27 protein-coding genes and 1 pseudogene are annotated in these 21,979 nt (G+C 56.4%); 17 read left to right on the forward strand and 11 right to left on the reverse strand.

Translation table 11 applies throughout. The features are described 5' to 3' along the window. The first annotated feature begins 222 nt into the window (after window positions 1-222). The 11 genes from VB780_RS27610 (at window position 223) to VB780_RS27660 (ending at window position 12,295) form a co-directional block, all read left to right on the forward strand. Window positions 223-492 (forward strand): hypothetical protein, encoded by a 270-nt coding sequence (locus tag VB780_RS27610; protein ID WP_323354402.1) that lies wholly within the window; start codon window positions 223-225, stop codon window positions 490-492. A gap of 71 nt (window positions 493-563) precedes the next feature. Continuing rightward, window positions 564-1,463, forward strand: coding sequence for an alpha/beta fold hydrolase (locus tag VB780_RS27615; protein ID WP_323354403.1), 900 nt, complete (start codon window positions 564-566; stop codon window positions 1,461-1,463). A 219-nt stretch (window positions 1,464-1,682) separates the two neighbouring features. After that, entirely contained in the window at window positions 1,683-2,738 is a 1,056-nt protein-coding gene (gene fbp, locus VB780_RS27620; protein WP_323354404.1) for a class 1 fructose-bisphosphatase, read from the forward strand. A 304-nt stretch (window positions 2,739-3,042) separates the two neighbouring features. Continuing rightward, a complete protein-coding gene (gene zwf, locus VB780_RS27625) occupies window positions 3,043-4,572 on the forward strand; it encodes a glucose-6-phosphate dehydrogenase (protein ID WP_323354405.1) in 1,530 nt (509 codons plus the stop codon). Between the two features lie 209 nt (window positions 4,573-4,781). Continuing rightward, a complete protein-coding gene (gene opcA, locus VB780_RS27630) occupies window positions 4,782-6,119 on the forward strand; it encodes a glucose-6-phosphate dehydrogenase assembly protein OpcA (RefSeq protein WP_323354406.1) in 1,338 nt (445 codons plus the stop codon). A 69-nt stretch (window positions 6,120-6,188) separates the two neighbouring features. Beyond that, window positions 6,189-6,860: a ligase-associated DNA damage response endonuclease PdeM gene (gene pdeM, locus VB780_RS27635; RefSeq protein WP_323354407.1), complete on the forward strand. Its 672-nt coding sequence runs from the start codon at window positions 6,189-6,191 to the stop codon at window positions 6,858-6,860. A gap of 269 nt (window positions 6,861-7,129) precedes the next feature. Then, the gene (locus VB780_RS27640) at window positions 7,130-7,933 is read left to right on the forward strand and encodes an SH3 domain-containing protein (RefSeq protein WP_323354408.1); all 804 of its coding nucleotides are present in this window, start codon (window positions 7,130-7,132) and stop codon (window positions 7,931-7,933) included. Between the two features lie 66 nt (window positions 7,934-7,999). Further along, the gene (locus VB780_RS27645; protein WP_323354409.1) at window positions 8,000-8,230 is read left to right on the forward strand and encodes a hypothetical protein; all 231 of its coding nucleotides are present in this window, start codon (window positions 8,000-8,002) and stop codon (window positions 8,228-8,230) included. Between the two features lie 145 nt (window positions 8,231-8,375). After that, window positions 8,376-9,524, forward strand: a complete 1,149-nt coding sequence (locus tag VB780_RS27650) for a glycosyltransferase family 4 protein (RefSeq protein ID WP_323354410.1) — start codon at window positions 8,376-8,378, stop codon at window positions 9,522-9,524. Window positions 9,525-9,624: 100 nt separating this feature from the next. Further along, entirely contained in the window at window positions 9,625-11,001 is a 1,377-nt protein-coding gene (gene wbaP / locus VB780_RS27655) for an undecaprenyl-phosphate galactose phosphotransferase WbaP (protein ID WP_323354411.1), read from the forward strand. Continuing rightward, window positions 10,988-12,295 carry an O-antigen ligase family protein gene (locus VB780_RS27660; RefSeq protein ID WP_323354412.1) on the forward strand — a complete coding sequence of 436 codons (1,308 nt, stop codon included), beginning with the start codon at window positions 10,988-10,990 and terminating at the stop codon, window positions 12,293-12,295. The genes wbaP and VB780_RS27660 overlap by 14 nt, the downstream gene beginning before the upstream one ends. On the opposite strand, the pseudogene VB780_RS31515 reads toward VB780_RS27660, so the two are convergent. Then, window positions 12,282-12,332, reverse strand: a pseudogene (locus VB780_RS31515) (hypothetical protein); the annotation flags it as partial. The gene VB780_RS27660 and the pseudogene VB780_RS31515 sit on opposite strands and share 14 nt — an antisense overlap. A gap of 201 nt (window positions 12,333-12,533) precedes the next feature. On the opposite strand from VB780_RS31515, the gene aroB reads away from it, so the two are divergent. The 3 genes from aroB to VB780_RS27675 all read left to right on the forward strand — a co-directional run bounded on the left by aroB (window position 12,534) and on the right by VB780_RS27675 (window position 15,152). Further along, window positions 12,534-13,637: a 3-dehydroquinate synthase gene (gene aroB / locus VB780_RS27665; RefSeq protein WP_323354413.1), complete on the forward strand. Its 1,104-nt coding sequence runs from the start codon at window positions 12,534-12,536 to the stop codon at window positions 13,635-13,637. A gap of 99 nt (window positions 13,638-13,736) precedes the next feature. After that, complete coding sequence (hisB, locus tag VB780_RS27670; protein WP_323354414.1) at window positions 13,737-14,369, forward strand: imidazoleglycerol-phosphate dehydratase HisB; 633 nt, start codon at window positions 13,737-13,739, stop codon at window positions 14,367-14,369. A 42-nt stretch (window positions 14,370-14,411) separates the two neighbouring features. Next, window positions 14,412-15,152: a class I SAM-dependent methyltransferase gene (locus VB780_RS27675; protein ID WP_323354415.1), complete on the forward strand. Its 741-nt coding sequence runs from the start codon at window positions 14,412-14,414 to the stop codon at window positions 15,150-15,152. A gap of 9 nt (window positions 15,153-15,161) precedes the next feature. Here VB780_RS27675 and miaB read toward each other — a convergent pair whose 3' ends face one another. The 5 genes from miaB to VB780_RS27700 all read right to left on the reverse strand — a co-directional run bounded on the left by miaB (window position 15,162) and on the right by VB780_RS27700 (window position 18,765). Then, complete coding sequence (gene miaB / locus VB780_RS27680) at window positions 15,162-16,523, reverse strand: tRNA (N6-isopentenyl adenosine(37)-C2)-methylthiotransferase MiaB (protein WP_323354416.1); 1,362 nt, start codon at window positions 16,521-16,523, stop codon at window positions 15,162-15,164. 244 nt (window positions 16,524-16,767) lie between these two features. Then, entirely contained in the window at window positions 16,768-17,217 is a 450-nt protein-coding gene (locus VB780_RS27685; RefSeq protein ID WP_323354417.1) for a hypothetical protein, read from the reverse strand. A gap of 468 nt (window positions 17,218-17,685) precedes the next feature. Continuing rightward, window positions 17,686-18,030 carry an HNH endonuclease gene (locus VB780_RS27690; RefSeq protein WP_323354418.1) on the reverse strand — a complete coding sequence of 115 codons (345 nt, stop codon included), beginning with the start codon at window positions 18,028-18,030 and terminating at the stop codon, window positions 17,686-17,688. Beyond that, window positions 18,027-18,266 (reverse strand): hypothetical protein, encoded by a 240-nt coding sequence (locus VB780_RS27695; RefSeq protein ID WP_323354419.1) that lies wholly within the window; start codon window positions 18,264-18,266, stop codon window positions 18,027-18,029. Before VB780_RS27695 ends, VB780_RS27690 begins: the two co-directional genes overlap by 4 nt. 280 nt (window positions 18,267-18,546) lie before the next feature. Beyond that, window positions 18,547-18,765: a hypothetical protein gene (locus VB780_RS27700; RefSeq protein ID WP_323354420.1), complete on the reverse strand. Its 219-nt coding sequence runs from the start codon at window positions 18,763-18,765 to the stop codon at window positions 18,547-18,549. Between the two features lie 217 nt (window positions 18,766-18,982). On the opposite strand from VB780_RS27700, the gene VB780_RS27705 reads away from it, so the two are divergent. The 3 genes from VB780_RS27705 to VB780_RS27710 all read left to right on the forward strand — a co-directional run bounded on the left by VB780_RS27705 (window position 18,983) and on the right by VB780_RS27710 (window position 19,571). Further along, window positions 18,983-19,171, forward strand: coding sequence for a hypothetical protein (locus VB780_RS27705; RefSeq protein ID WP_323354421.1), 189 nt, complete (start codon window positions 18,983-18,985; stop codon window positions 19,169-19,171). Between the two features lie 68 nt (window positions 19,172-19,239). Further along, complete coding sequence (locus VB780_RS31520; protein WP_416349269.1) at window positions 19,240-19,482, forward strand: hypothetical protein; 243 nt, start codon at window positions 19,240-19,242, stop codon at window positions 19,480-19,482. Further along, a complete protein-coding gene (locus VB780_RS27710; RefSeq protein WP_323354422.1) occupies window positions 19,407-19,571 on the forward strand; it encodes a putative toxin-antitoxin system toxin component, PIN family in 165 nt (54 codons plus the stop codon). Before VB780_RS31520 ends, VB780_RS27710 begins: the two co-directional genes overlap by 76 nt. Before the next feature lie 28 nt (window positions 19,572-19,599). Here VB780_RS27710 and VB780_RS27715 read toward each other — a convergent pair whose 3' ends face one another. From VB780_RS27715 to VB780_RS27735, 5 genes are all read right to left on the reverse strand, one after another. Beyond that, window positions 19,600-19,953: a type II toxin-antitoxin system RelE/ParE family toxin gene (locus VB780_RS27715; protein ID WP_323354423.1), complete on the reverse strand. Its 354-nt coding sequence runs from the start codon at window positions 19,951-19,953 to the stop codon at window positions 19,600-19,602. Beyond that, window positions 19,943-20,176, reverse strand: coding sequence for a hypothetical protein (locus tag VB780_RS27720; protein WP_323354424.1), 234 nt, complete (start codon window positions 20,174-20,176; stop codon window positions 19,943-19,945). Before VB780_RS27720 ends, VB780_RS27715 begins: the two co-directional genes overlap by 11 nt. Window positions 20,177-20,321: 145 nt before the next feature. Further along, a complete protein-coding gene (locus VB780_RS27725; protein WP_323354425.1) occupies window positions 20,322-20,783 on the reverse strand; it encodes a type II toxin-antitoxin system VapC family toxin in 462 nt (153 codons plus the stop codon). Then, on the reverse strand, window positions 20,784-21,086 hold the full coding sequence (locus VB780_RS27730) for a hypothetical protein (protein WP_323354426.1): 303 nt from the start codon (window positions 21,084-21,086) through the stop codon (window positions 20,784-20,786). It abuts the gene before it with no gap. Between the two features lie 315 nt (window positions 21,087-21,401). Then, a complete protein-coding gene (locus VB780_RS27735; RefSeq protein ID WP_323354427.1) occupies window positions 21,402-21,848 on the reverse strand; it encodes a hypothetical protein in 447 nt (148 codons plus the stop codon). Window positions 21,849-21,979 lie beyond the last annotated feature (131 nt).

The following is a 21,979-nucleotide window of genomic DNA, read 5'->3' on the forward strand; positions in this document are numbered from 1 at the left end:
AGTGTAACCGAGTTTAGCAGCAGGCTGGGCCAGGCTGACGCTAGCCAGGTTGGTCGGCTAACGCCTTGCCCTGAACCCCCTCGGCCAAAGGCGTTGAGGGAAGACTGGCAACGGCAACTGTCTAGAAATCTTGGTTTAACATGGTCTGATTGACGACGGAACATCGTTACCAATCAAACTACCTAGCTATCGGCTCCTCTGTCATCGCCAGGAGGGAGGGTATTGGGCAACCCCGCCCCCATTCCCCACGACGCATGGACGAAGACGGTACAGGCTTTTCCCCATCCGCAGCCCTCCTCTGCGGCTAGCGGTAGAGCAGCCAAGGAAGGCAGCTCAATGGGGCAGGCGTTGTTGGTAGGTAGAGCATGTTCTGTCCATCCTCCGGTGGCCGAGGGTATTGTGGTGCTTTTAGAGCATGTGCTGGGGCGATCGCTTGGGCTGCTGGGCTACCTGGGGGCGATCGCCGTCATCAACGAATCCATCCGCCATTGAGCTGGTTGAAATCAGTCTCTTTCCGCTAGTGTTAAGGAGTATTAAGCAAGTGTTTTCTGAGAGGCATCGCCGTGACCACTGCTTTGGCTACCCCCGCAACTAAAACCTGGCAATGGCAGGGGTTTTCCATTCGCTACCAGCAGCTTGGTGGTGTGGGTGCCCCGGTGCTGTGCATCCACGGGTTTGGCGCCTCTAGCGATCACTGGCGAAAAAATCTGCCTGTTCTTGGCGAAAATTTTCAGGCCTATGCGATCGACCTAATTGGCTTTGGCCTCTCCGACAAACCCACCCCCAATCAGCCCCTGGCCTACACCTTTGAGACCTGGGGTCAGCAAATTCTCGACTTTTGCCGCGAGGTAATCGGCCAGCCCGCCTACCTGGTGGCCAACTCTATCGGCTGCATCGTGGCGCTCCAGGCCGCTGTGGATGGGTCTGATTGGGTCAAGGGCATAGTCATGCTCAACTGCTCTATTCGCCTGCTGCACGAGCGCCGTCGGGCTGAAATTCCCTGGCACCAGCGCCTCAGCACCCCCATCGTGCAGAAGATTCTGGGCTATCCCCAGGTGGGGCGCTTCTTTTTCTCCCGCATTGCCCAGCGCCAGGTGATTCGCAATCTGCTGGGGCAGGCCTACCGCCGCCCAGAGGCCGTCACCAACGAGCTGGTGGAGGCGATTCTCAACCCCGCTCTCACCGTGGGGGCCGCTGACGTATTTCTGGCCTTTGTACGCTATTCCCAAGGGCCGCTGCCCGAAGACCTGCTGCCCCAGGCTCAGTGCCCAGTGTGGATTATTTGGGGCCAGGATGACCCTTGGGAGCCGGTGGCCCTGGGCCGCAAGCTGGCCGACTTTCCAGCCGTGAGAGCCATGGAAGAACTGCCCGGTGTCGGCCACTGCCCCCAGGATGAAGCTCCTGAACTGGTGAATCCGTTAGTGCTAGGGTGGCTGGGAGAGGCCGAATCTGTGGGAGCCTGATGTCGTCTAGGCGACCATGCTGGCTTCAAACCCGGCAGTGGCCGCAGAATATAGGCTAATTCGCAATGCTCAGCGCGGCCTCATTTCTAAAGTGTCTCTAAAGGTTGCCTGCGATCGCAGTCTGCCTTCTTACCATGGAGACACCTGTAGACATCACCCCAGAGGATTGTCGCCCTCGCTAGACACCGCAGCCCTAACCCCACCGAAAGGAATCCTACGATGGCCGACTACCAACCCACCGACACCGCCTTTGCCCTCGATCGCGACTGCAAAACCCTCGCTCGCCACGTCCTCGAACAGCTCCACAGCTTTGGCCCCGAGGCCCAAGACCTCAGCGCCCTGATGAACCGCATTGCCCTGGCCGGGAAGATTATCGCCCGCCATCTCAGCCGCGCCGGGCTGATGGAGTCGGCCCTGGGCTTTACCGGCGAAATCAACGTCCAGGGGGAAGCCGTCAAGAAGATGGATATCTACGCCAACGACGTATTTATCTCGGTGTTTAAGCAGAGCGGCCTGGTCTGCCGCCTGGCGTCCGAAGAGATGGATCAGCCCTACTATATTCCCGAAAACTGCCCGGTTGGTCGCTACACCCTGCTCTACGACCCCATCGATGGGTCATCCAATGTCGATATCAACCTCAACGTCGGCTCGATCTTTTCCATTCGCCGTCAGCAGGGCGATGACCTCGACCAAACCGGGGCCGATCTGCTGCAAGACGGCCATCAGCAGCTGGCCGCAGGCTACATTCTCTACGGCCCCAGCACTATTTTGGTTTACTCCATTGGTAAGGGGGTGCATGCCTTCGTGCTCGACCCCAGCCTGGGCGAGTTTATCCTGTCCACTGAAAATATCCAAACCCCTACCCACGGCCCTACCTACAGCGTCAACGAGGGCAATTTCTGGCAGTGGGAAGACTCTATCCGCGACTTTACCCGCTATGTGCATCGCCACGACGGCTACTCCGCCCGCTACACCGGGGCGCTAGTGGCCGACTTCCACCGCATTTTGACCCAGGGCGGGGTGTTTCTCTACCCCGGCACCACCAAAAAGCCCGAGGGCAAGCTGCGGCTGCTCTACGAGACGGCACCCCTGGCCTTTTTAATTGAGCAAGCCGGCGGCCGGGCCAGCACTGGCATCGAAGAGATTATGGGAGTGGTGCCCGGCGAGATTCACCAGCGCACGCCCTTTGTGGTGGGCAGCCGCGACGATGTGGCCCTAGTGGAGTCATTCATTCAAGACCACAGCCGCCGCCAGGGTACCCTGCTGACCAATTAGCATTAGGGAATGGTCAGAGCTGACGGCTGACTTGGGGCGATCGCCCCTGCCCTTTAAACCCAACTTAAACTGGCTGGGTCAAGCTAACCCTGTAGCCTGGGCTACGGCTTGCACCCCAGATTAGTTGCATTTAATACCATTTTCAGCGGGTTAATTAAGACCGTCTATAGTCTCACCAGATTTGTAAAATCTGCTGTCAATATAGATTTCGATTTCTGTTATCTATAGGTTGCTTCTGCGATCGCTAATCCAGTCGGTACCAGCCTTATCAGTGCGTCGTTACTAACGTTTACTCCCCACGCTTATGGTGTCCTTGCTTGAAAATCCCCTGCGCACTGGTCTCCAGCAAGACCGGATTCCCGAGCCGCAGATTTTGGTCATTTTCGGAGCCTCTGGCGACCTCACCCAGCGCAAAATTGTGCCCGCCATTTACCAAATGCGGCGTGAGCGACGGCTGCCCCCCGAGTTGACAATCGTGGGTGTCGCCCGCCGCGAGTGGAGCCACGAGTTCTTTCGCGAGCACCTGCGCGAAGGGGTAGAAGAATTTGGCAACGGCTTGGGCCATGAAGCCATCTGGAATGACTTCGCGCGAGGGCTGTTTTACTGCCCCGGCGACATTGATAACCCAGATTCTTACCAGGCGCTTAAAGCCCTGCTGGCCGAGATTGACGTGACCAGGGGCACCAAGGGCAACCGGGTGTTTTATCTCTCGGTAGCACCCCGCTTTTTTGGCGAGGCCACCCAACAGCTGGGGGCCGCAGGCATGCTCAAAGACCCCGACAAACAGCGGCTGATCATTGAAAAACCCTTCGGCAAAGATCTGTCTTCGGCGCGGGTGCTCAACCGGGTGGTGCAGGATGTCTGCGACGAACGCCAGATCTACCGCATTGACCACTACCTGGGCAAAGAAACCGTTCAAAACCTGATGGTGTTTCGCTTTGCCAACGCTATCTTTGAGCCCCTGTGGAACCGGCAGTTTGTCGATCATGTGCAGATTACCGTGGCCGAAACCGTGGGCTTAGAGGGCCGGGCGGGCTACTACGAAACCGCCGGGGCGCTGCGTGACATGGTGCAAAACCACTTAATGCAGCTCTTCAGTCTCACCGCGATGGAAGCCCCCAACTCCCTCGATGCCGACGCCATTCGCAACGAAAAGACTAAGGTGCTGCAAGCCACCCGACTGGCCGACATCGACGACATCAGCCAGTCGGCGGTGCGCGGGCAATACTCGGGCGGCTGGATGAAGGGCCAATCGGTACCGGGCTACCGCGAGGAGGAGGGGGCCAACCCCAGCTCGACGGTGCAGACCTTTAGCGCCATTAAACTGGAGATCGACAACTGGCGCTGGAAGGGGGTGCCCTTCTACATGCGCACCGGCAAGCGCATGCCCAAGAAGGTGAGCGAGATTTCTATCCACTTCAAAGATGTGCCCCACCTAATGTTTCAGTCTGCCGCTCAGCAGATGAACCACAACGTGCTGGCCCTGCGCATTCAGCCCGACGAGGGCATCTCCATGCGCTTTGAGGTGAAGACGCCGGGGAACTCGCTGAGAACGCGATCGGTAGATATGGACTTTCGCTACGATGCCGCCTTCGGCCAGGCCAATACCGACGCCTACGCCCGCCTGATTGTCGACTGCATGCTAGCCGACCAAACCCTGTTTACCCGGGGCGACGAAGTAGAAGCCTCCTGGCGTCTGCTGACCCCCCTGCTCGAAGCCTGGGATGCCCCTGCCGACCCCGAGGCCATCCCTCTATACGAGGCGGGCACCTGGGGTCCGATGGAAGCCGAGTTTTTGCTGAACAAAGACGGCCGCCGCTGGCGACGCCTCTAGAAAAGCTTAGAGGTTTGAGTTAAAGAGATTTCTAGGAAAGAAGATCCCCGCTTCATCCGGCGACTGTAGCTATCGTAGGGTGGGCACTGCCCACCATTCGGGAGAAAGTCTTCCAGAAGTCGCCTAAGGCTCAATTCCCAAACTCAAAACTAAAAACTAAGCACTTAAAACTAAGCACTCCCAAATTCCCCTTTACCCCCAACATTCCTATGACTACGACTCCCATCGTTGCCCTACAAAAACCTAAGGATATTTCCCTCGACGAGATCGAGTCAGAGCTGCACAGTATTTGGCACCAGCAAGACTCGGGAATGAATGCCCCCATGGCAACTCGGGCCACCACCTTCACCATGGTGATCTACGAACCCGAGGAGGTGCAGCAGATTTTAGCGGCCCTGGGTTTTTACACTGGCTTCATTGACAGCAACCACGGCAGCCAGACCCGCGAGGCCATTCGCCAGGCCCAGATGACCTACGATGATCTGCGGGTAACGGGCCGGGTTGACCCCCCTACCCTGGCGCGATTGCGTCAGGAGTACACCCAGCTTTCTGAGGCTCAAAAACAGTACCCCAACCTCGATCAGCGCGGGTTTAGCCTCAGCGAGTCGATTTCAGCCCACAACCCCTGCCGCATCATCAGCCTTTGCCCCACCTTTGGGGAAGACACCGGGGTGACCGCCCAGGTTTCGGTGTACTGTCCGGTGCAGAAGAAAGGCTCAGGCAACCTGGTGTGCTGTGAGTACATCAACCTGCGGGGTACCAAAGCCGCCCTGGGTCGAGTCAGCGACCTGATTGCCTCATTGATTTTGCCGGAGTTGCCCAAGTTTGTGTGGTGGAAAGCTACCCCTAGCCCCGAACAGCTGATCTTTCAAAACCTGGCAAAGTCGAGCAACTGCATCATCGTTGACTCAAGCTACTTCAGTGATGCTGAGGCCGAGCTGCAAAAAATGCAGGAGCTAATCGAAGCGAGTACCTACATTGCCGACCTCAACTGGCACCGCCTGGCTCCCTGGCAGGAGCTGACTGCCGCCGCCTTTGACCCCCCTGAGCGGCGCGAGTCACTGGTGGATGTCGATCGCATCAGCATTGATTACGAGCAGGGTAACGCGGCCCAGGCGCTGCTTTACCTGGGCTGGTTTGCCAGCCGCCTGGGCTGGCAGCCGATCGATTACGTCGAAGAAGGCGGCATCTACAACATCAAAAAAATTCATTTCAAAGGCACCAACGGTCTAGACATTGAGGCGGAGCTAGCGGGCATTCCGGTGGCCGACTCTGGAGAAGTGGTGGGCGACTTGACCGGGCTACGGCTGGCCTCCACCGACAGAAACGCCAACTGCTGCACCATTCTGTGTTCTGAGACCACGGGCTGCATGCGGATGGAAGCCGGGGGTGGTGCCCAGGCCTGTCAGGTAGAGCAGGTCACGGCTCTCTCCGACCAAAAGGCCGACTTTATGCTGGGTCAGCAGCTTCAGCGCTGGGGCGAAGATGTGCTCTACGAAGAGAGCCTGGCTATGGTGGCGAAGATCATGACCCTGCTGGCGAGGTAGGGGTAGGAGATGGCTGCAAGGGTGGGCTAAATCCTTTACAGTGACATCCATGACGTTGGAATTGGGTTGATGTCGCTGCCCCTTGTCGCTACAGAGACACTGACGGTGGGCCAGGTTCAGCTGCGGCTGCTGCCCCAGCGAGCGGTTTTTGTGGAGTCGTTAAAGCTGCTGCTGGTGTCAGATGTCCATCTGGGTAAGGCCGAGACCTTTCAGCACCACGGGTTGCCGGTGTCTAGCCAGGTCAACCAGGGCACGCTCCGACGGCTGGAGGAATTGTGCAGCCAGTATCAGCCGGAGGCGCTGTGGATTTTGGGCGATCTGTTCCACGGGCGCGAGGGCATGGCCGATGAGGTCATCGACGCCTGGTTGAAGTTCTTGCACCGGACTCAGGTCAGCGCTCACCTAATTTTGGGGAATCACGATCGCCGCCTGCAAGACACCCTGACCCAGCTCTCAGTGGAATGCTTTGTCGAGGCGGTGGAGGTGGGGGATGTTCTTTTTAGCCATGGGCCCGAGGTAGACCCCACTCGACTAAATATCTGCGGACATATTCACCCCTGTTTTCGCCTTAGTATAGGGTGCGATCGCCTGCGTCTGCCCTGTTTTCACTGGCAGCCCCGGCAGCAACGGCTAACGCTGCCCTCCTTTGGGGAATTTACCGGCGGCTATGACATTGCGCTGGCGGCAGGGGAGACGGCCTACGTGGTGGCGGAGGAGGCGGTGGTGGAGTTTGGGAAGTAGACCAGTTTTAGATTTTGGATTTTGGTCGGTGGAGCTATCGTAGCTAGGGACGTGCAGGAGAGGCATTGTAGGCATAAATTGCTCTCAAATCCACAGCCTAAAACTGCTCTCAAACGAGCCGACTGTGCCAATCCAAAATCCAACACCCAAAATCTAAAATTCCCTCCCAGACGGGCCGACTGTGCCAATCTAAAATCCCCCATCTAAAATCTAAAATCCCCTGGGATCAGACGCTATGCTAGGTTTCTGGGTTTCTGAGGGGCATAGCTATGACAAAAGCCAAAGTATGGATGGTAGTGGCGCTCTGTAGCGTTTTTGTCGCGGTGGCAGCGATCGCCGTCGCCCTCGGACGGCGCAATGATCCCACCGTAGTGATGCCCACTAGTCCCGAGGAACAAACCGAGGAGCAGCCAGTGGTGGTAGACCCCACTGAGCCAGCCTCAGGGACAAGCCCAGGAGCAGGGACTACTCCAATCCCCAGTCCGCCGGAACCTGGGGTCGGGGGCACAGGGCAGGCGGTCAACCCACCTCAGGCGGCGCAGCTGATTGCCGACCAGCCTGGATCTCAGATCAATCTGCGATCGCAGCCCACCACCTCTTCGGATAGCAAGGGCTACGGTCTGGTGGGCGACCCAGTGATGCTGCTGCGATCTGCTGCGGCCAGCGACGGCACCTGGTACTTCGTCAAATTTGACGAGTCTGGGGCCGAGGGCTGGATTCGCGGCGACTTTATCAACACCGAAGGACGGGCCACCCCTCTGTCGCAGCGGGCCGACGACAGCAACACCTGCGAGGGCGTGATGGAAGGCATGACCGTCACCGCTTTCTACGACGCCAACGGCTTTCACCTGGTGCGCTTCGTCAACTTAGAAACCAAAAACACCTTCGACGCCACCCTCAGCCGCCAGGGCAGCAGCAACGCCGGGCAGCCCCTGTACCAGGGCAGCGCCAGCCCCCCGACCGGCGGCAGCTATCCCGTAGCGCTCACCGATCTCTCCGGGGGCAATCCCCGCAGCGGTTCCCAGGTGAGCATCGATTACACGGGGATTGAGGGGAGTGCGACTTGTGATTAGGGAGTGGGGAGTAGGGAGTGGGCTGATAAGATTGGAGCGTGAAGCCGCCACCTAAGGAGCACGCCCATGGCCTCAGAACTCAGTGCCGAAGAACAACAGGAGCTAGACACCCTGCGGCAAATTATCGAGCAGGCGATCGCCGATGGGGTGCTCACCCAGGCCGAGCGCGATACGATTACGGCGGCTATGCGGGCCGACGGCCAAGTTACCTTTGAGGAATTGGATCTGGTGCGGCAATTGGTCAACGATAAAGTCGCCGCCGGAGAGCTGAAACTCGAAAAGTCTTCCGGAATGTGATCGAATCTTGACGAATTCTACAGCTGTAGGCGCTAGCTGTCCCCAGCGGTTGATTCTAAGGGGGCACTGAGCGGCGCTGGAGCTGATCGATCGCTGCGATCGCCCCTAAACAACCTCCCGACGGCTTCCCTTACCCCCAGGTTGAATGACTTCTGAAGCTTTACCCGCCGCTGTGGCGGTCGTGCACGAGTGGCTCGTCAGCCGGGCTGGGTCAGAAAAAGTCGTCGAGCAAATGCTGGCGGTTTGCCCTGGGGCAGATGTCTTTAGCCTGGTACAGTTTTTAGAACCCGAGGCCGTCTCGCTGATTCCGCCAGGGACGCGAGTGCAAACCTCCTTTTTGCAAAACCTGCCCTGGGCGCGGCGGCACTTTCGCCAGTACCTGCCGCTGATGCCCCTGGCGGTGGAGCAGTTTGACCTCTCGGCCTACGATCTGGTGCTCTCCAGCAACCACGCCGTGGCCAAGGGGGTGCTCACCCGCCCCCATCAGCTCCACGTCAGCTACGTGCACACCCCCATTCGCTACGCCTGGGATTTGCAGCACCAGTACCTCCAGCAGGCGGGGCTGACGCGGGGGGCCAAAAGCGCTCTCACCCGACTAATTTTGCACTACCTGCGCCTGTGGGATTTGGCCGCCGCCCACCGGGTTGACTGCTTTGTGGCCAACTCTCGCTACGTGGCCCGCCGCATTTGGAAAACCTACCGCCGCCCCGCCACGGTGATCTACCCGCCAGTGGCCGTCGATCGCTTTCGCTGGCAGCAGCCTCGCGACGACTTCTACCTCACGGTGTCGCGCTGTGTGCCTTATAAGCGAGTCGATCTCACCGTGGAGGCCTTTAATCGCCTCGGGCTGCCCCTGGTGGTGATTGGCGACGGGCCAGCTCTGGCCGAGCTACAGCGATCGGCCAAACCCAATATCACCTTTTTGCGGAACCCTGCGGACGCAGTCGTGTCAGATCATATGGAGCGTTGTCGAGGGTTTATTTTTCCAGCGGAAGAAGACTTTGGCATCACGGTGGTCGAAGCCCAGGCGGCGGGGGCACCGGTGATTGCCTACGGCCAGGGCGGCTGTGGCGAAACCGTACAACCCGGGAAAACTGGGATACTGTTTAGCCAGCAAACCGTGGATCATTTGGTGCAGGCCGTGCAGCATTTTGCCCAGCACAGAGTCGAGTTTGGGGCCGAAGCCATTCGTCACCATGCCGAAACCTTCTCTGAAGCAAGATTTCGCCAGCAATTAACCACCTATTTGGCGCATAGATGGCTGAAATTTCAGCAGGGCAATGAATTAGAGTAGTGTCGGTGTTTCAGGAGTGTTGGGGAAATTTATGTTTCCTCTTGAGCGTACGGTTCATCCAGTAATGTTGTCCTTGAGGATGTCAACCCGCTCCTTGCCGATGGTTGCCCTTCTCGGTATGTCTGATTTGCTGGCTCTAGCCCTGGCTGGAAGTGCTGGGGTTCACTTACGGTTGGCCTTTGGAGGACAGTATCTGCCCAGTCTGTACGGCCAGCTGTGGCCAATATTGGGTGTATTTTTGTTAGCCTATGCGGTCGCTGGGCTTTATCCCGCAGTGGGTCTCAGCCCGGTAGACGAGCTACGGCGTATTTGTCTATCGACTACATTCACCTATCTGGTGCTGGCGGCGGGGCTCTTTCTTACCCGTGAGAGTGAAACCTACTCGCGCGCTGTGTTTTTGCTGGCCTGGCTGCTGTCATTGGTAACAGTGCTGACCGGGCGGCTGATGGTAAAGCAGTGGTTTGCTCGCTACCCCTGGTGGGGCTACCAAGTCCTAATTTTGGGAGGCGGGCGGACTGGCGAGCTGGTGATTCAAACCCTGAAGAATCAGCCTGAGTTTGGCCTAAAACCCGTGGCCGTGCTGGATGACAGTCGGGTGCATGAGGGGAGTCTGTGCGGCGTGCCCATTGTGGGACCTTTGTCGGCCGCGCCGCACCTAGCCCTCCGCCACGATATCCACTACGCCATTGTGGCTATGCCCGGGGTGCAGCGGGAAAAGCTGCTGCGGGTGCTGGAGCTTTATGGCCGCACCTTTCCCCATTTGTTGATGATTCCTGACCTGTTTGGGGTGGCTAGCCTGTGGGTCAGCTCAAAAGACCTGGGTGGCATTCTGGGCCTAGAAATTCGTCAACAGTTGCTGCTGCCGGGGCCGCGCCTGATCAAAACCCTGCTGGATTTGGTCTTGACCCTGGTCATCGGCCTGGGTTTGCTGCCGGTGCTAGCGGTGATCGCGGTCTTGGTCAAGCTCGACTCGCGGGGGCCGGTGTTTTACGGTCAGCCCCGCTTGGGACAAAACAGCGTACCCTTTACCGCCTGGAAGTTTCGCTCGATGATGCCCAACGCTGCGCAGGTGTTAGAGCGCTACCTGGACGAAAATCCAGCACTGCGGGAGCAGTGGGAGCGCGACCACAAGCTGCGCTACGACCCGCGCATTACTCGGGTGGGCCGTTTTTTGCGCCGCACCAGCCTCGATGAGCTGCCCCAGTTGTGGAATGTGCTGCGGGGTGAGATGAGCTTGGTTGGCCCGCGCCCGATCGTGACGGAGGAAATTGCTCGCTATGCCGACAAGTACAGCCTTTACACGAAGGTGCTGCCGGGCCTGACGGGGCTGTGGCAGGTGTCGGGTCGCAACAATGTGTCCTACGAGGAGCGGGTCAACCTGGATGCCTACTACGTGAGAAACTGGTCAGTCTGGCTAGACATTTATATTCTGCTGAGAACAGTGGGGGTGGTAGTAATTGGCGATGGAGCCTACTAGGGTAAAAGGGTTTGGGGCCGGTAGCTTGGCCCTGGAACGGTTGGTGCTGGCGAGTTTGGTGGCGTTGCCTTATATCGTATACGGGGCGATCGCGGGGTTGGGCTGGTTTTTGCTGGTGAGCCTGCACAAAGGTTGGCGCGCGATTGGGCGATTGCTCTATGCCCAGGGCTGGCTGTGGCTGGCCCTGGGCCTTGGGGTCAGTGTGGCGCTTTCTCTGGCCCCGGGGGAATCGGCCCTGCAGGCGCTGAATTTTGTGCCGTTTTTCGTATTCTACGGGGCGATCGCCGTTACCCTGCCCCAGTTTCACCAGCCCTGGGCGACGCTGCACAACTGGGCCGTGGCGCTACTGGTGGCGACGGTACCCGTCAACCTAGCGGCGATCGCGGAGTTTTATCTGCGATCGCCCGGCGGTCTGGCGCGCTGGGGCAGCTATCCCGGCCTGGCCTGGCTGTATCAGCAAACCGACTACGGCCAGCGGGCCAGCGCAGTGTTTGGCCACCCCAATGCCCTGGCCAACTACCTAGTGATTGTGTTTGGCCTGGGGTTAGGGCTCTGTGCCTACTACCTCAACCGTCCTGAACTGCGGGCGAAAAGCGTTTGGATTTGCGCTGCCACGGCCCTAGTGCTAGTGGGCATCTACTGCTCCGGCTCTCGCAATGGGCTACTGATTGTCGGCATTCAGCTGCTGCTGTTTGGCGGTCTGCTGCGGCCCTACCGCTATATTTTTTGGGCGGGCCTGGGGGCGATCGCGCTGCTCATCATCAGCGCTCTGGTCTGGGGCGTGGGGGGGCGCACCCTGCCCGAGGCCTTTGCCACCGCTTCGCTACGGCTTAGCGTCTGGCGCTTGGCCCTTGAGATGATTCCCCAGCATCCCTGGTTTGGCACAGGTCTGGGCACCTTTAAGCAGCTCTATGACCCCGCTGACTTTCCGGTGGCTGGTGACTTTTTGCCTCACGCACACAACCTGTGGCTGATGCTCGCCGCCGAGGCCGGTATTCCTGTCGCCCTGGGGTTTACGGGCATAGTGGGATGGGTTATGGGGCGGGGCACCTTTACCCTGGGTGCGGTGCCGCTCCCCCCCGACGCCATGGCGCTTTTGGCGGGCTACCTGACTGGCTTTGGCGGCACCACAGCCTTTGCCATCTTTGACCTGGCCTTTTACGATGGCCGCATCAACATCTTGGGCTGGCTGCTGCTGGGCTGCATTCAGGCCATGGCGTACCTAACGTTGAGTGCTAAATCAGCTTCACGAGCCGGAGACCAAAGTACAGCCCAATGGCCGTCCCCACCATGACCGACAAAAACAGCACGTAGGCGACTACACCACCCATATTTTCTCTCTCCACAACGGTTACGACTCTATATTGAACCACGGCGGGGGGAGCGTGGGGGAGTGAGGATTGGGGGGACGGAATTTTAAGTTTTGAATTTTGAGTTTTGAATTGATAACTCAAAATTCAAAACTGAGCACTCAAAACTTCCCTCCCCTACACGCTAAAGTTCTAAAACACCTCCATCCCCTAGCTATCCCTATGAAATCCGTTATCCCTGTGCCGCTGCCGAGCAACCCCTACGATGTGGTGGTGGCCACTGGGGGCATCGACCATCTGGGCACCTGGCTGGGTGGTGGGGAGTCAACCCTGGTGAAGCCGGGGCAAAAGCTGCTGCTGGTGTCGAATCCGGCGATTTTTAAGCGGTACGGCGATCGCGCCCTAGCCTCTCTCACCCAGGCGGGCTACGCCGTCGAAACTTGTCTGCTGCCCGCTGGGGAACGCTACAAAACCCCTAGCTCGCTGCAAAAAATCTACGACGCGGCCCTCGACTTTTATCTGGAGCGCAAGTCGGCGATGGTGGCCCTGGGAGGGGGCGTCATTGGCGATATGACGGGCTTTGCCGCCGCCACCTGGCTGCGGGGGGTGAGCGTGGTGCAGGTGCCCACCTCGCTGCTGGCTATGGTAGATGCCTCGATCGGGGGCAAAACCGGCGTCAACCATCCCCGGGGCAAAAACCTGATTGGGGCCTTCCATCAGCCGCGCCTGGTGATGATTGACCCTACGGTGCTCAAAACCCTGCCCGCGCGCGAATTTCGGGCAGGTATGGCAGAGGTGATTAAGTACGGTGTGATTTGGGATAGAGACCTGTTTGAAACCCTGGAGGCCGCGCCGCGACTCGACCAGTATCGCTACCTGGGGGATGAGCTGCTGCACACCATTCTCACGCGATCGTGCCAGGCCAAGGCCGATGTGGTCTCCCAAGACGAAAAAGAGGCGGGGCTGCGGGCCATTCTCAACTACGGACACACCATCGGCCACGCGGTCGAAAGCCTGATGAACTATCGCGGGGTCAACCATGGAGAGGCGGTGGCGATTGGCATGGTAGCGGTGGGCAAAATTGCCACGGTCCTTAAATACTGGACAGCCGACGAGGAAACGCGACAGCTAAAACTGATTGAGAAAGCGGGGCTACCCACCCAGATTCCGGCCCAGCTGGCCGCTGAGGATATTCTCTCGCTGCTGCAAGGCGACAAAAAAGTGGAGGATGGCCAGGTTCGCTTTGTGATGCCCGACGGGCTGGGCGCAGCTAAGGTGACGGGCGACATTACCCATGAGCAAATCTTGGCGGCCCTAGACATTTAGTCGGGCTGGGAAACATCGAGGTTCTTGCCTTTGACGGCCATAGCCTGTGTGGGGATACAGACTTCGGTAAAATGAGACATTACCCGTCAGCAACCCGCCATGCAAACCCAAGACCGTCCGATTTCTGTTCCTGCGGCCTACCCCAGCCGCAGCGCCAGCGTGAGCCGCACCACCGGGGAAACCGATGTGCAAGTGAGCCTAAATTTGGACGGCACCGGCCAGTGTGAGGCCAAGACGGGCATCCCGTTTCTCGACCACATGCTGCACCAGATTTCGTCCCACGGGTTAATTGACCTGGAGGTGCGAGCCACGGGCGATATTGAGATCGACGATCACCACACCAATGAGGATGTGGGTATCACCCTAGGGATGGCGCTGCACCAGGCCTTGGGCGATCGCAAGGGTATTACCCGCTTTGGCCATTTCGTCGCGCCGTTGGATGAATCGCTGGTGCAGGTGGCGCTCGATTTCTCAGGTCGGCCCCACCTCAGCTACGGGCTAGAGATTCCGACCCAGCGGGTGGGTACCTACGACACCCAGCTAGTGCGCGAGTTTTTTGTGGCGGTGGTCAACCACAGCCAGATGACGCTGCACATTCGCCAGCTCGACGGCCTTAACTCGCACCATATTATTGAGGCGACGTTTAAGGCCTTTGCCCGCGCCATGCGTATGGCTACCGAAGTTGACCCCCGCCGGGCGCACCTGATTCCCAGCTCTAAGGGTGTGATTTAGCCTCTGAACATCTACCCGTCAGCTGTGTAAACGAGCGTAGCCATGTTTAGAGAAGTCACACCGGGCACCACCAGCCGCCTCACCACCGTTGACCATAGCGAAACCTATGGCCGACATATCTTGGCGCAGGTGGTGCCAACCCTTGCGATCGACACCTGCCTCGACATTGGCTGCGGAGCAGGTCAAGATTTGCAGGTGGTCTTGGCTCAGCATCCCCAGGCCCAGTGCGTTGGGGTTGACTATGGCGATTGGCATGCCGCCGCGCTAGCGGCCGCTGGCATTAAACCTATTTCAGTCAACATTGAAGCTGAGCCGCTGCCCATCGCCTCAGAGTCAGTCGATTTGGTGATTGCCAATCAGGTGCTAGAGCACACCAAAGAAATCTACTGGATCAATCACGAAATTTTTAGGGTGTTAAAGGTAGGAGGCTACTTCTATCTGGGGGTGCCTAACGTGTTGGCTCTCCACAATAGACTTTTGGGCTTGTTTGGCGTACACCCCACCTGTAATAAGATGCTTTCGGCCCATGTGCGGCCCTTTTCTAAACACGACACGCTCCTCTTTTACCGAGAAGTAGCCGGAGATTTGACCCATCTGGCGGGTTTCTACGGGTCGCAGTTTTACCCGTTTCCGAAGCCTCTAGCTCGTCCCCTAGCCGCTGCACTGCCCAGCTGCGCCTTCTCGATTTTCTTTTTAATTAAAAAAACAAGACCCTACGACAGGGAGTTTCTAAACCACCTATCAAAGGTGTACTTAGAAACCAACTTTTTCAAAGGCCATTGACGATCTCACCTAGCTCGCAGTCACCAGCGCTTGAATGGGTTCTCCGGTCAGGCTAAAGGGGCGCACGTCGGTAATCTTGACCGGCACGACTTCGCCCTTCAGCACCGTGATATCGCCGGGGAAGAAGGTGAGGCGATTGCCTCGGGTGCGGCCCATCACCTGGGCGGGATTTTTAGGATTAGCGGCTTCAACTAATACCTCTTCGATGCGGCCCTGGTAGCGTTGCGATCGCTCCGCCGCCTTCGTGTTCACCAAATGATTCAGCCGCTGGAGGCGATCGGCCTTCACTTCCTCAGAGAGCTGGTTTTCCCACAGGGCGGCGGGGGTGCCGGGGCGGGGCGAATAGGCCGCCGTGTTGAGCTGGTCGAAGGCGATGTCGTTGACTAGCTCCATGGTGCGCTGAAACTGCTCCTCGGTTTCGCCAGGGAAGCCCACGATCGCATCGGCGCTAATGGCCGCATCAGGCAGATAGCGACGCACGGTGTCGATAATGCGGCGATATTTCTCGTGGGTGTAGCCTCGCGCCATGGCCTTCAGCAGGTCGTTGTCGCCCGACTGAAAAGGAATGTGGAAGTGCTCACACACCTTGGGCAGCTCGGCGCAGGCGCGAATCAGCCGCTCGGTGAAGTAGCGAGGGTGGCTGGTGGCAAAGCGAATGCGCTCGACACCGGGTACATCGTGGACGAAGTACAGCAGGTCGGTAAAGGTGTGCTGATGCCGCCCCTCCAGGGTAGAACCGGGCAGGTCGCGACCGTAGGCGTCGATGTTTTGGCCCAGCAGGGTGACTTCTTTGAACCCCTGGCGGCCTAGCTCAACCATCTCGGCGCGGATGGCTTCGGGCGTGCGCGACTGCTCGACGCCGCGCACTCCGGGCACCACGCAGTAGGTGCAGCGTTCGTTGCAGCCGTAGATCACATTCACCCAAGCGGTGATGGTGCTGTCGCGCCGGGGTTTGGTGATGTCTTCCATAATGTCCACCTCTTCGGTGGCGACCACCTGGTTGCCGTCGAACACCTGCTCCAAAAGATCCTGGAGGCGGTTGGCGTGCTGCGGCCCCATCACCAGGTCGAGTTCGGGCACGCGGCGCAGTAGAGATTCTCCCTCTTGCTGGGCGACGCACCCGGCCACAATCAGCGTTAGGTCAGGGTTTTCGTGCTTGCGCTTGGCCTGGCGACCCAGGTAGGAGTAGACCTTTTGCTCGGCGTTGTCGCGAATGGTGCAGGTGTTGTAAAGCACCACATCGGCGTCGTAGGGGTCGTCGGTCCAGGTGAGACCCATGGTGTCGAGAATGCCCGCCATGCGCTCGGAGTCGGCCTTATTCATCTGGCAGCCGAAGGTGGTGATGTGATATTGACGGGCAGAACCGGCCATAGGTCTGGGTATAGCAACAACGCAGCTTCCTATTTTAGCGCTATGGCTCTGCATGACCGGATTTAACCGCTAAATTCGTTCAGCTAACCTGTCAACCGTCAATGCGATCGCCAAAAAAAGGCACGGGTTATTCACCTGTGCCTTTTTCGGTTTTTGATGCCGACTAGCCTAAAGATTTAGCCCTAATGACTCATTGACCATAGAGCTTGACCCTTTAAACGGGCTAGCAACGATCGTTTAAAGCCTAGTTGCCAAAGGCATCTTTGACATTGTCAATGGCGTTTTCAAGGGCGTTTTTGGTGTTGTCAACGGCGTCTTGGGTGCGGCTGGCGTCTTTTTCAGCCCGTTCTTGGATGCGATCGGCATCGCGCTTGGCCTTGTCTGCGATCGCACTGTCGTTATCAGTGGCGCGATCGACTTTGCGGGCATTGTCAGAGGCTGCTTTTTCGACGGTGTCTCTGGCATCGCGAATGAAGCCCTTGGTGCGTCCGGCATCTTTGCTGGCTTTGCCCTGGGCTTCGCTACCCAAATCTGCTGCTGCAATCAGCGTATTGTTTGCAGGGGCGGCCATGGCCGAGAGGTTAGCGACGAATGCGCCCTGCCACAGCAGTGTTACTGCCATCACGCCCAGCAGTGCTTTGGTCATCCAGCGACCTGCGATTGCCAGCGACTTGGTCAAAGAATTTAGCATCATAGAATACAGTCTCAACGAAATTAGTACTCCATTTGTACTCGATTGAGTTCTCTAGCCGAATCAGCCCTAGGGTGTGGGTGTTCTCTATCGCAAGGCGTTGATTAGGATTTGGCACTTGGCATCAATGCCTTCCCAGAGTTCAGCAGGGAGTATCGATATCGAGAAACTCCCAGAGACGTTGCTTGTCGGCGGGGCTGAGGTTGGCGATCGCTTGCAGGAGAAAATCGAAGGGAATGGTGAGATTGAAGGTCTTGCTCATAAAACTTACTCCGTCAGCGCTTGGAATACTGGGCTGGACAAGGGTTTAGCCTAAACTCAGCAGCGGTACGATGATCGTATCAATTCCCTTTGGGGGCATTTTTTATAGTGCTTGAATTGGGTCGTTGTTGGGGGGATGCCACCCTCCTTTAAACCACAGCCGTCGCGCTTTTACGATAGAACCTTCGCTGTGGAAGTCATCGTTGAGATCTAGTCTTTGGCAAGTGGCTCGACCGCAGGGGTTATACCGATAACTTTGAGCCCATCGGGTGACCAGGTAAAGTGATCTGCCCAGGATTGCACCCTTGGGTTGAACAGGTTTACAGATTGGGCTGTTGCAGCATCAATGCCGGTGGTGAAGTTGTAGCGATAGCCATTGCAGCGTTGACAAGCCAAGGCAAGATTATCTGGGCTATCAGAACCGCCGCGCAACCGGGGCAGAATATGGTCGATCGCAAATTGGGCGGCACTGGCATCTTCTGAGGAGTGGCAGTATTCGCACAAATAGCTGGCGCGATCGCGCACCAGTCGCCGCAATTCAGCGCTGATGGTCATGATTCCGCGATGATTTTGGCGTTTAGCAGGGTGAAAATGCGATCAAGCTCAAGGATGCCTGCGAGTTCTGCCTGTTCGATCTCGGTTAACTCGTCGGTTTTTTGGCGTTCGGCTAGGTCGTCTAGACGAATCTGTAGAGAGTCGGTGAATTTGAATAAGCTTTGCCCCCGCACTTTGCGAAGGGTGACCCCAGAATCAACCCATGACGAGGGTTGCACCATCATTTGAGTGATCATAGGCCAAGGGTGGGGAGGGTAATGCTCATATTTTAGCCGTTTGACAACCGGCTTCTGCTTTGGCAAACCAAGCGTTAGGTAGGTTGCGCCATTGGCAGGAATGACTGCTATGAGGAAGGAATCCTGTTTTATTCAGCGATCGCAGCCACGGTAGGGTGGGCACCGCCCACTATTGGAAAGAACAAGCGATCGCTCCAATGCAACCTGCTAAACCTGCCTGGTTTCAGAGAAGCTTGGGTTAACTGGGGCAGCTTAAATTTAACGGTGGGCAATGCCCACCCTACATTCCTGAAGTTCTTATTAAGCCAGAGGCTTTTAGCGATTGGTAAAATGTGGTCTGCTCTAGGGGCAACGGTTGGCTGGGTAACGGAATCGCTTGATCGGTAGAGGTATCAGCATCAAGACACTGCCGGAGGCGTTGCTTTTCAGCAGGGCTGAGTTTGGCGATCGCTTGCAGGAGAAAATCGAAGGGAATGGTGAGGTTGAAGGTCTTGCTCATAAAACTTACTCCGTCAGCGCTTGGAATACTGGGCTGGGCAAGGGTTTAGCCAACCTCAGCAGCGGTATGATTATTGTATCAATTCCCTTTGATGGCCATAGAATACAGGGCTTTCGCGACGCTAACCTGGGTACAATCTGGTTACATAGCCTAACTATGTAGTGTTGACGTGCTTACCAAACTTACTGAACACAATCGAATTACTCTACCGCTGAGTGTGACTGAAGCGCTTGGCCCAGTGGAGTACTTTGAGATTACGGTTGAGGGCGGGCAGGTCATTCTCACCCCAGTCAAAGTTCAGCGGTCTGATGCGGTTCGAGAAAAGCTGGCCGAGCTGAACATTACAGAACAAGATGTTGCGGATGCTGTAACCTGGGCTCGTGAGGATTCTATCCCTCAATCATGACTCAGGCGCTTCGGGTGGTGCTGGATACCAACGTGTTGGTTTCTGCATTGGTGTTTAGGCAAGGGGCAATGGCTACTTTGCGTGAGACCTGGCAAGATCAGTGCTTTACGCCTTTAGTATCGCGGGTAACGGCAACTGAGTTAATTCGAGTTTTGGCCTACCCAAAATTTAGACTGACTAGAATTGAGCAGGATGACCTGTTGGCGACTATTTGCCTTACTGCGAAGCTGTGCCAATGCCGCCCGAACTGCCAGCGGTTCAAGATTGTCGAGATCCGTTGGATGTGCCGTTTTTGCAGTTGGCGGTGGTAGGCCGGGCAGATTATTTAGTTACAGGCGATCGCGATCTGTTGAGACTCAAAGCTGCTTCAAGGAAGATTGGGTTGACTACGGCAGCTTAAATTCAATGATGGGCAGTGCCCATTCTACTCATTCAGCCTGATGGCTTGCGATAATTTGACAGATTGTTCTATCTGAAATGTCGCCTTGATCAGATTTAGAGTAGATGGTCACCAGAATAATCTTGGTTTTGGTCTTTAGGTAGTAAATAACTCGGTAGCCGCCGCTTTTACCCCGCTGGGCATCGGTGTTTCTGAGCCGTACCTTAAAGACTGCATAGGCAATGCCCGAAATTTGATCGCCGGGACAATCTTCAGCCTGTAATTGGGCCAGTAAAGGTTCCAAGTCTGCGCGAATGTGGCGGTAGCGTTTGGCCAAGGCGCGGAGGTTGCGCTTGAAGTCGGACGAAACCTCAATCTCAATGGGTGGTAGCTCACTCGGCATCAATGCCGTCCCATAACTCGGCAAGGGGGATAGTTTGGCCAGTCATGGCTTCGTGCCAGCCCTGGCGGAAGCTTTCTTCGGCGCTTTTGAGGGTGACGCTTTCGCGGAATAACCGCACAATCTGCAACAGGTTGGGCAGGTACTCGGGGGGCGTTTGCTCAATCTCTTGCATTACGGCGTCGAGCACAACGTTATTAGAAGCCATGGGGTTGCTTGCGGTCATGGGGTTTGGGCGAATGACTGTCTTTAGTGTAGCCCCAGCAAGGAGTAGCCACGGTAGAGTGAGCACTGACAACTGTGGGGGAAGGGGCGATCGCCCCAATGCAACCTACTGTAATTGCTGGGTTTTAGGGAAGACTGGGCTAAGACTATCGCTCGTTAGGATTCTCAACGATTAACCTTTCGCTGCTGGCGGCTGCATTGAGTTCATTGTCGGCTGAGACAAAAATTAAAGGCGACAAACCGCTCGTTAGGCAGAGGGCATTGACAGCGCAACCTGCGGCTAACTGTACGGCATCATAGCCTCGCAGCCCTTTTGCTTCGGCTAGAGACATCCCTAGACTGATAATCTCTTCGGTGATTTCAATAATTTGATAGGTTGCCTGAAAGTCTTGCTTAAACTGAGCGCAGGCTAAAGCAGCATCGGCGGTTTTGATGCTACCGCTACGGGCACGTCTGGTAATGGCCGCAACAATTTCAACGCCTGCGATCGCAGCCACAAAGCAGTCATTGCCCAAATCTGGCGAAAACAAGCTTGAAACCCAGTCTGTCCCTGCTTCACGGATATACCGCTTGACCAGGGCGCTGCTGTCTAGGAAATAAACAGCCATCTAGCGCCGCTCATCTAGGATAGTTTGGGATACAGATTCGCCCTGGACAGAAATAGGCTGAAAGTTATTTTGAGATACAGCAGCGCGTGGGCGTATCGTTCTCATTAGGCCAGAGGCTTTTAGCGCCTGGTAAAATGTGGTTTGCTCTAGGGCCAACGGTTGGCTGGGTAACGGAATCGCTTGATCGGTAGAGGTATCAGCATCAAGACACTGCCGCAGACGTTGCTTGTCGGCGGGGCTAAGTTTGGCGATCGCTTGCAGGAGAAAGTCGAAGGGAATGGCGAGGTTGAAGGTCTTGCTCATAAAACTTACTCCGTCAGCGCTTGGGATACTTACCCAGCCCAGTATCTCATTTGTAGCTCGCCACAACTACCATGTCTGCACCTGGACTGTACCTAGCTACAGCACAGCTATTGTATCAATTCCCCGTGCAGGCTTCGCAACGAGCGTAGATGGGAAAAATTATTATCTCTGAGGGTCAGCGATTGCCCCAATGCAACCCGCTGAACCTGCCTAATTTCAAGCAAAATTGAGTTGACTAGGGCAGCTTAATTTTAGAGTGGGTAACGCCCACTCTACCTACTAAACGTATTTTATGACAGTGAGCACCGCTATCCTTTATCGGCTGGAATTTTGCTGAAATTGTGACAGGTTATATGAAATGACTCCTAGAAAAATAGTTGAAATCCATTGCAAACCTTGTTTATTGATGAGAGAGAATAACAAGTCCGAGTCAACTATAGAGCTGCCCTCCAAATTTTTTCCCTTATCGTTTAGGTTGTGAAAAAACCTATTCCTAACCGTGATTAAAAATCCGCCCATATCACAGTATTTTATAGAAAGGCATCTAGGTTCTTCAGTATTTTCAGCAATGATTTTGTGATCACATATATTCTTTAAGCTGCTGTAGAAAATACTCTGGACATCCTCATCTTCCACACTAATCATGAGATCAATAGATGTCTCACTAATAGGATCTTCATCATACAATTTCTTTACAAAAGTCTTGAAGAATCCCAGCTCCCCCTTCTCTTTATCGTTCTTGCTGTCTTTATTGTCAGACATTAAGCTTTGGCTCTACGGGAATGAGTATGCTGATGTAGTCGATACTATACCGAGTCGTTATGGTGCCTCTGCTCACGGAATTACTAGGTCTATCTGGTGTTGATGTCGAGTCTTATGAGGCCACTGAGGAC

Source organism: Leptolyngbya sp. CCNP1308 (genome assembly GCF_034932455.1).
GTDB lineage: Bacteria > Cyanobacteriota > Cyanobacteriia > Phormidesmidales > Phormidesmidaceae > Nodosilinea.

Excerpts from the sequence above, each read along its gene's own strand:
- VB780_RS27650 (WP_323354410.1), top strand. The coding sequence starts at position 8,376 with ATGACTTCTGAAGCTTTACCCGCCGCTGTGGCGGTCGTGCACGAGTGG.
- VB780_RS27710 (WP_323354422.1), top strand. The coding sequence starts at position 19,407 with ATGCCGCCCGAACTGCCAGCGGTTCAAGATTGTCGAGATCCGTTGGAT.
- VB780_RS27685 (WP_323354417.1), bottom strand. The coding sequence starts at position 17,217 with ATGATGCTAAATTCTTTGACCAAGTCGCTGGCAATCGCAGGTCGCTGG.
- wbaP (WP_323354411.1), top strand. The coding sequence starts at position 9,625 with ATGGTTGCCCTTCTCGGTATGTCTGATTTGCTGGCTCTAGCCCTGGCT.
- VB780_RS27735 (WP_323354427.1), bottom strand. The coding sequence starts at position 21,848 with ATGTCTGACAATAAAGACAGCAAGAACGATAAAGAGAAGGGGGAGCTG.
- VB780_RS27725 (WP_323354425.1), bottom strand. The coding sequence starts at position 20,783 with ATGGCTGTTTATTTCCTAGACAGCAGCGCCCTGGTCAAGCGGTATATC.
- opcA (WP_323354406.1), top strand. The coding sequence starts at position 4,782 with ATGACTACGACTCCCATCGTTGCCCTACAAAAACCTAAGGATATTTCC.
- VB780_RS27675 (WP_323354415.1), top strand. The coding sequence starts at position 14,412 with ATGTTTAGAGAAGTCACACCGGGCACCACCAGCCGCCTCACCACCGTT.
- zwf (WP_323354405.1), top strand. The coding sequence starts at position 3,043 with ATGGTGTCCTTGCTTGAAAATCCCCTGCGCACTGGTCTCCAGCAAGAC.
- VB780_RS27690 (WP_323354418.1), bottom strand. The coding sequence starts at position 18,030 with ATGACCATCAGCGCTGAATTGCGGCGACTGGTGCGCGATCGCGCCAGC.
- VB780_RS27700 (WP_323354420.1), bottom strand. The coding sequence starts at position 18,765 with ATGAGCAAGACCTTCAACCTCACCATTCCCTTCGATTTTCTCCTGCAA.
- VB780_RS27695 (WP_323354419.1), bottom strand. The coding sequence starts at position 18,266 with ATGATCACTCAAATGATGGTGCAACCCTCGTCATGGGTTGATTCTGGG.
- VB780_RS27715 (WP_323354423.1), bottom strand. The coding sequence starts at position 19,953 with ATGCCGAGTGAGCTACCACCCATTGAGATTGAGGTTTCGTCCGACTTC.
- miaB (WP_323354416.1), bottom strand. The coding sequence starts at position 16,523 with ATGGCCGGTTCTGCCCGTCAATATCACATCACCACCTTCGGCTGCCAG.
- pdeM (WP_323354407.1), top strand. The coding sequence starts at position 6,189 with ATGTCGCTGCCCCTTGTCGCTACAGAGACACTGACGGTGGGCCAGGTT.
- aroB (WP_323354413.1), top strand. The coding sequence starts at position 12,534 with ATGAAATCCGTTATCCCTGTGCCGCTGCCGAGCAACCCCTACGATGTG.
- VB780_RS27730 (WP_323354426.1), bottom strand. The coding sequence starts at position 21,086 with ATGAGCAAGACCTTCAACCTCGCCATTCCCTTCGACTTTCTCCTGCAA.
- hisB (WP_323354414.1), top strand. The coding sequence starts at position 13,737 with ATGCAAACCCAAGACCGTCCGATTTCTGTTCCTGCGGCCTACCCCAGC.
- VB780_RS27645 (WP_323354409.1), top strand. The coding sequence starts at position 8,000 with ATGGCCTCAGAACTCAGTGCCGAAGAACAACAGGAGCTAGACACCCTG.
- fbp (WP_323354404.1), top strand. The coding sequence starts at position 1,683 with ATGGCCGACTACCAACCCACCGACACCGCCTTTGCCCTCGATCGCGAC.
- VB780_RS27640 (WP_323354408.1), top strand. The coding sequence starts at position 7,130 with ATGACAAAAGCCAAAGTATGGATGGTAGTGGCGCTCTGTAGCGTTTTT.
- VB780_RS31520 (WP_416349269.1), top strand. The coding sequence starts at position 19,240 with ATGGCTACTTTGCGTGAGACCTGGCAAGATCAGTGCTTTACGCCTTTA.
- VB780_RS27720 (WP_323354424.1), bottom strand. The coding sequence starts at position 20,176 with ATGACCGCAAGCAACCCCATGGCTTCTAATAACGTTGTGCTCGACGCC.
- VB780_RS27660 (WP_323354412.1), top strand. The coding sequence starts at position 10,988 with ATGGAGCCTACTAGGGTAAAAGGGTTTGGGGCCGGTAGCTTGGCCCTG.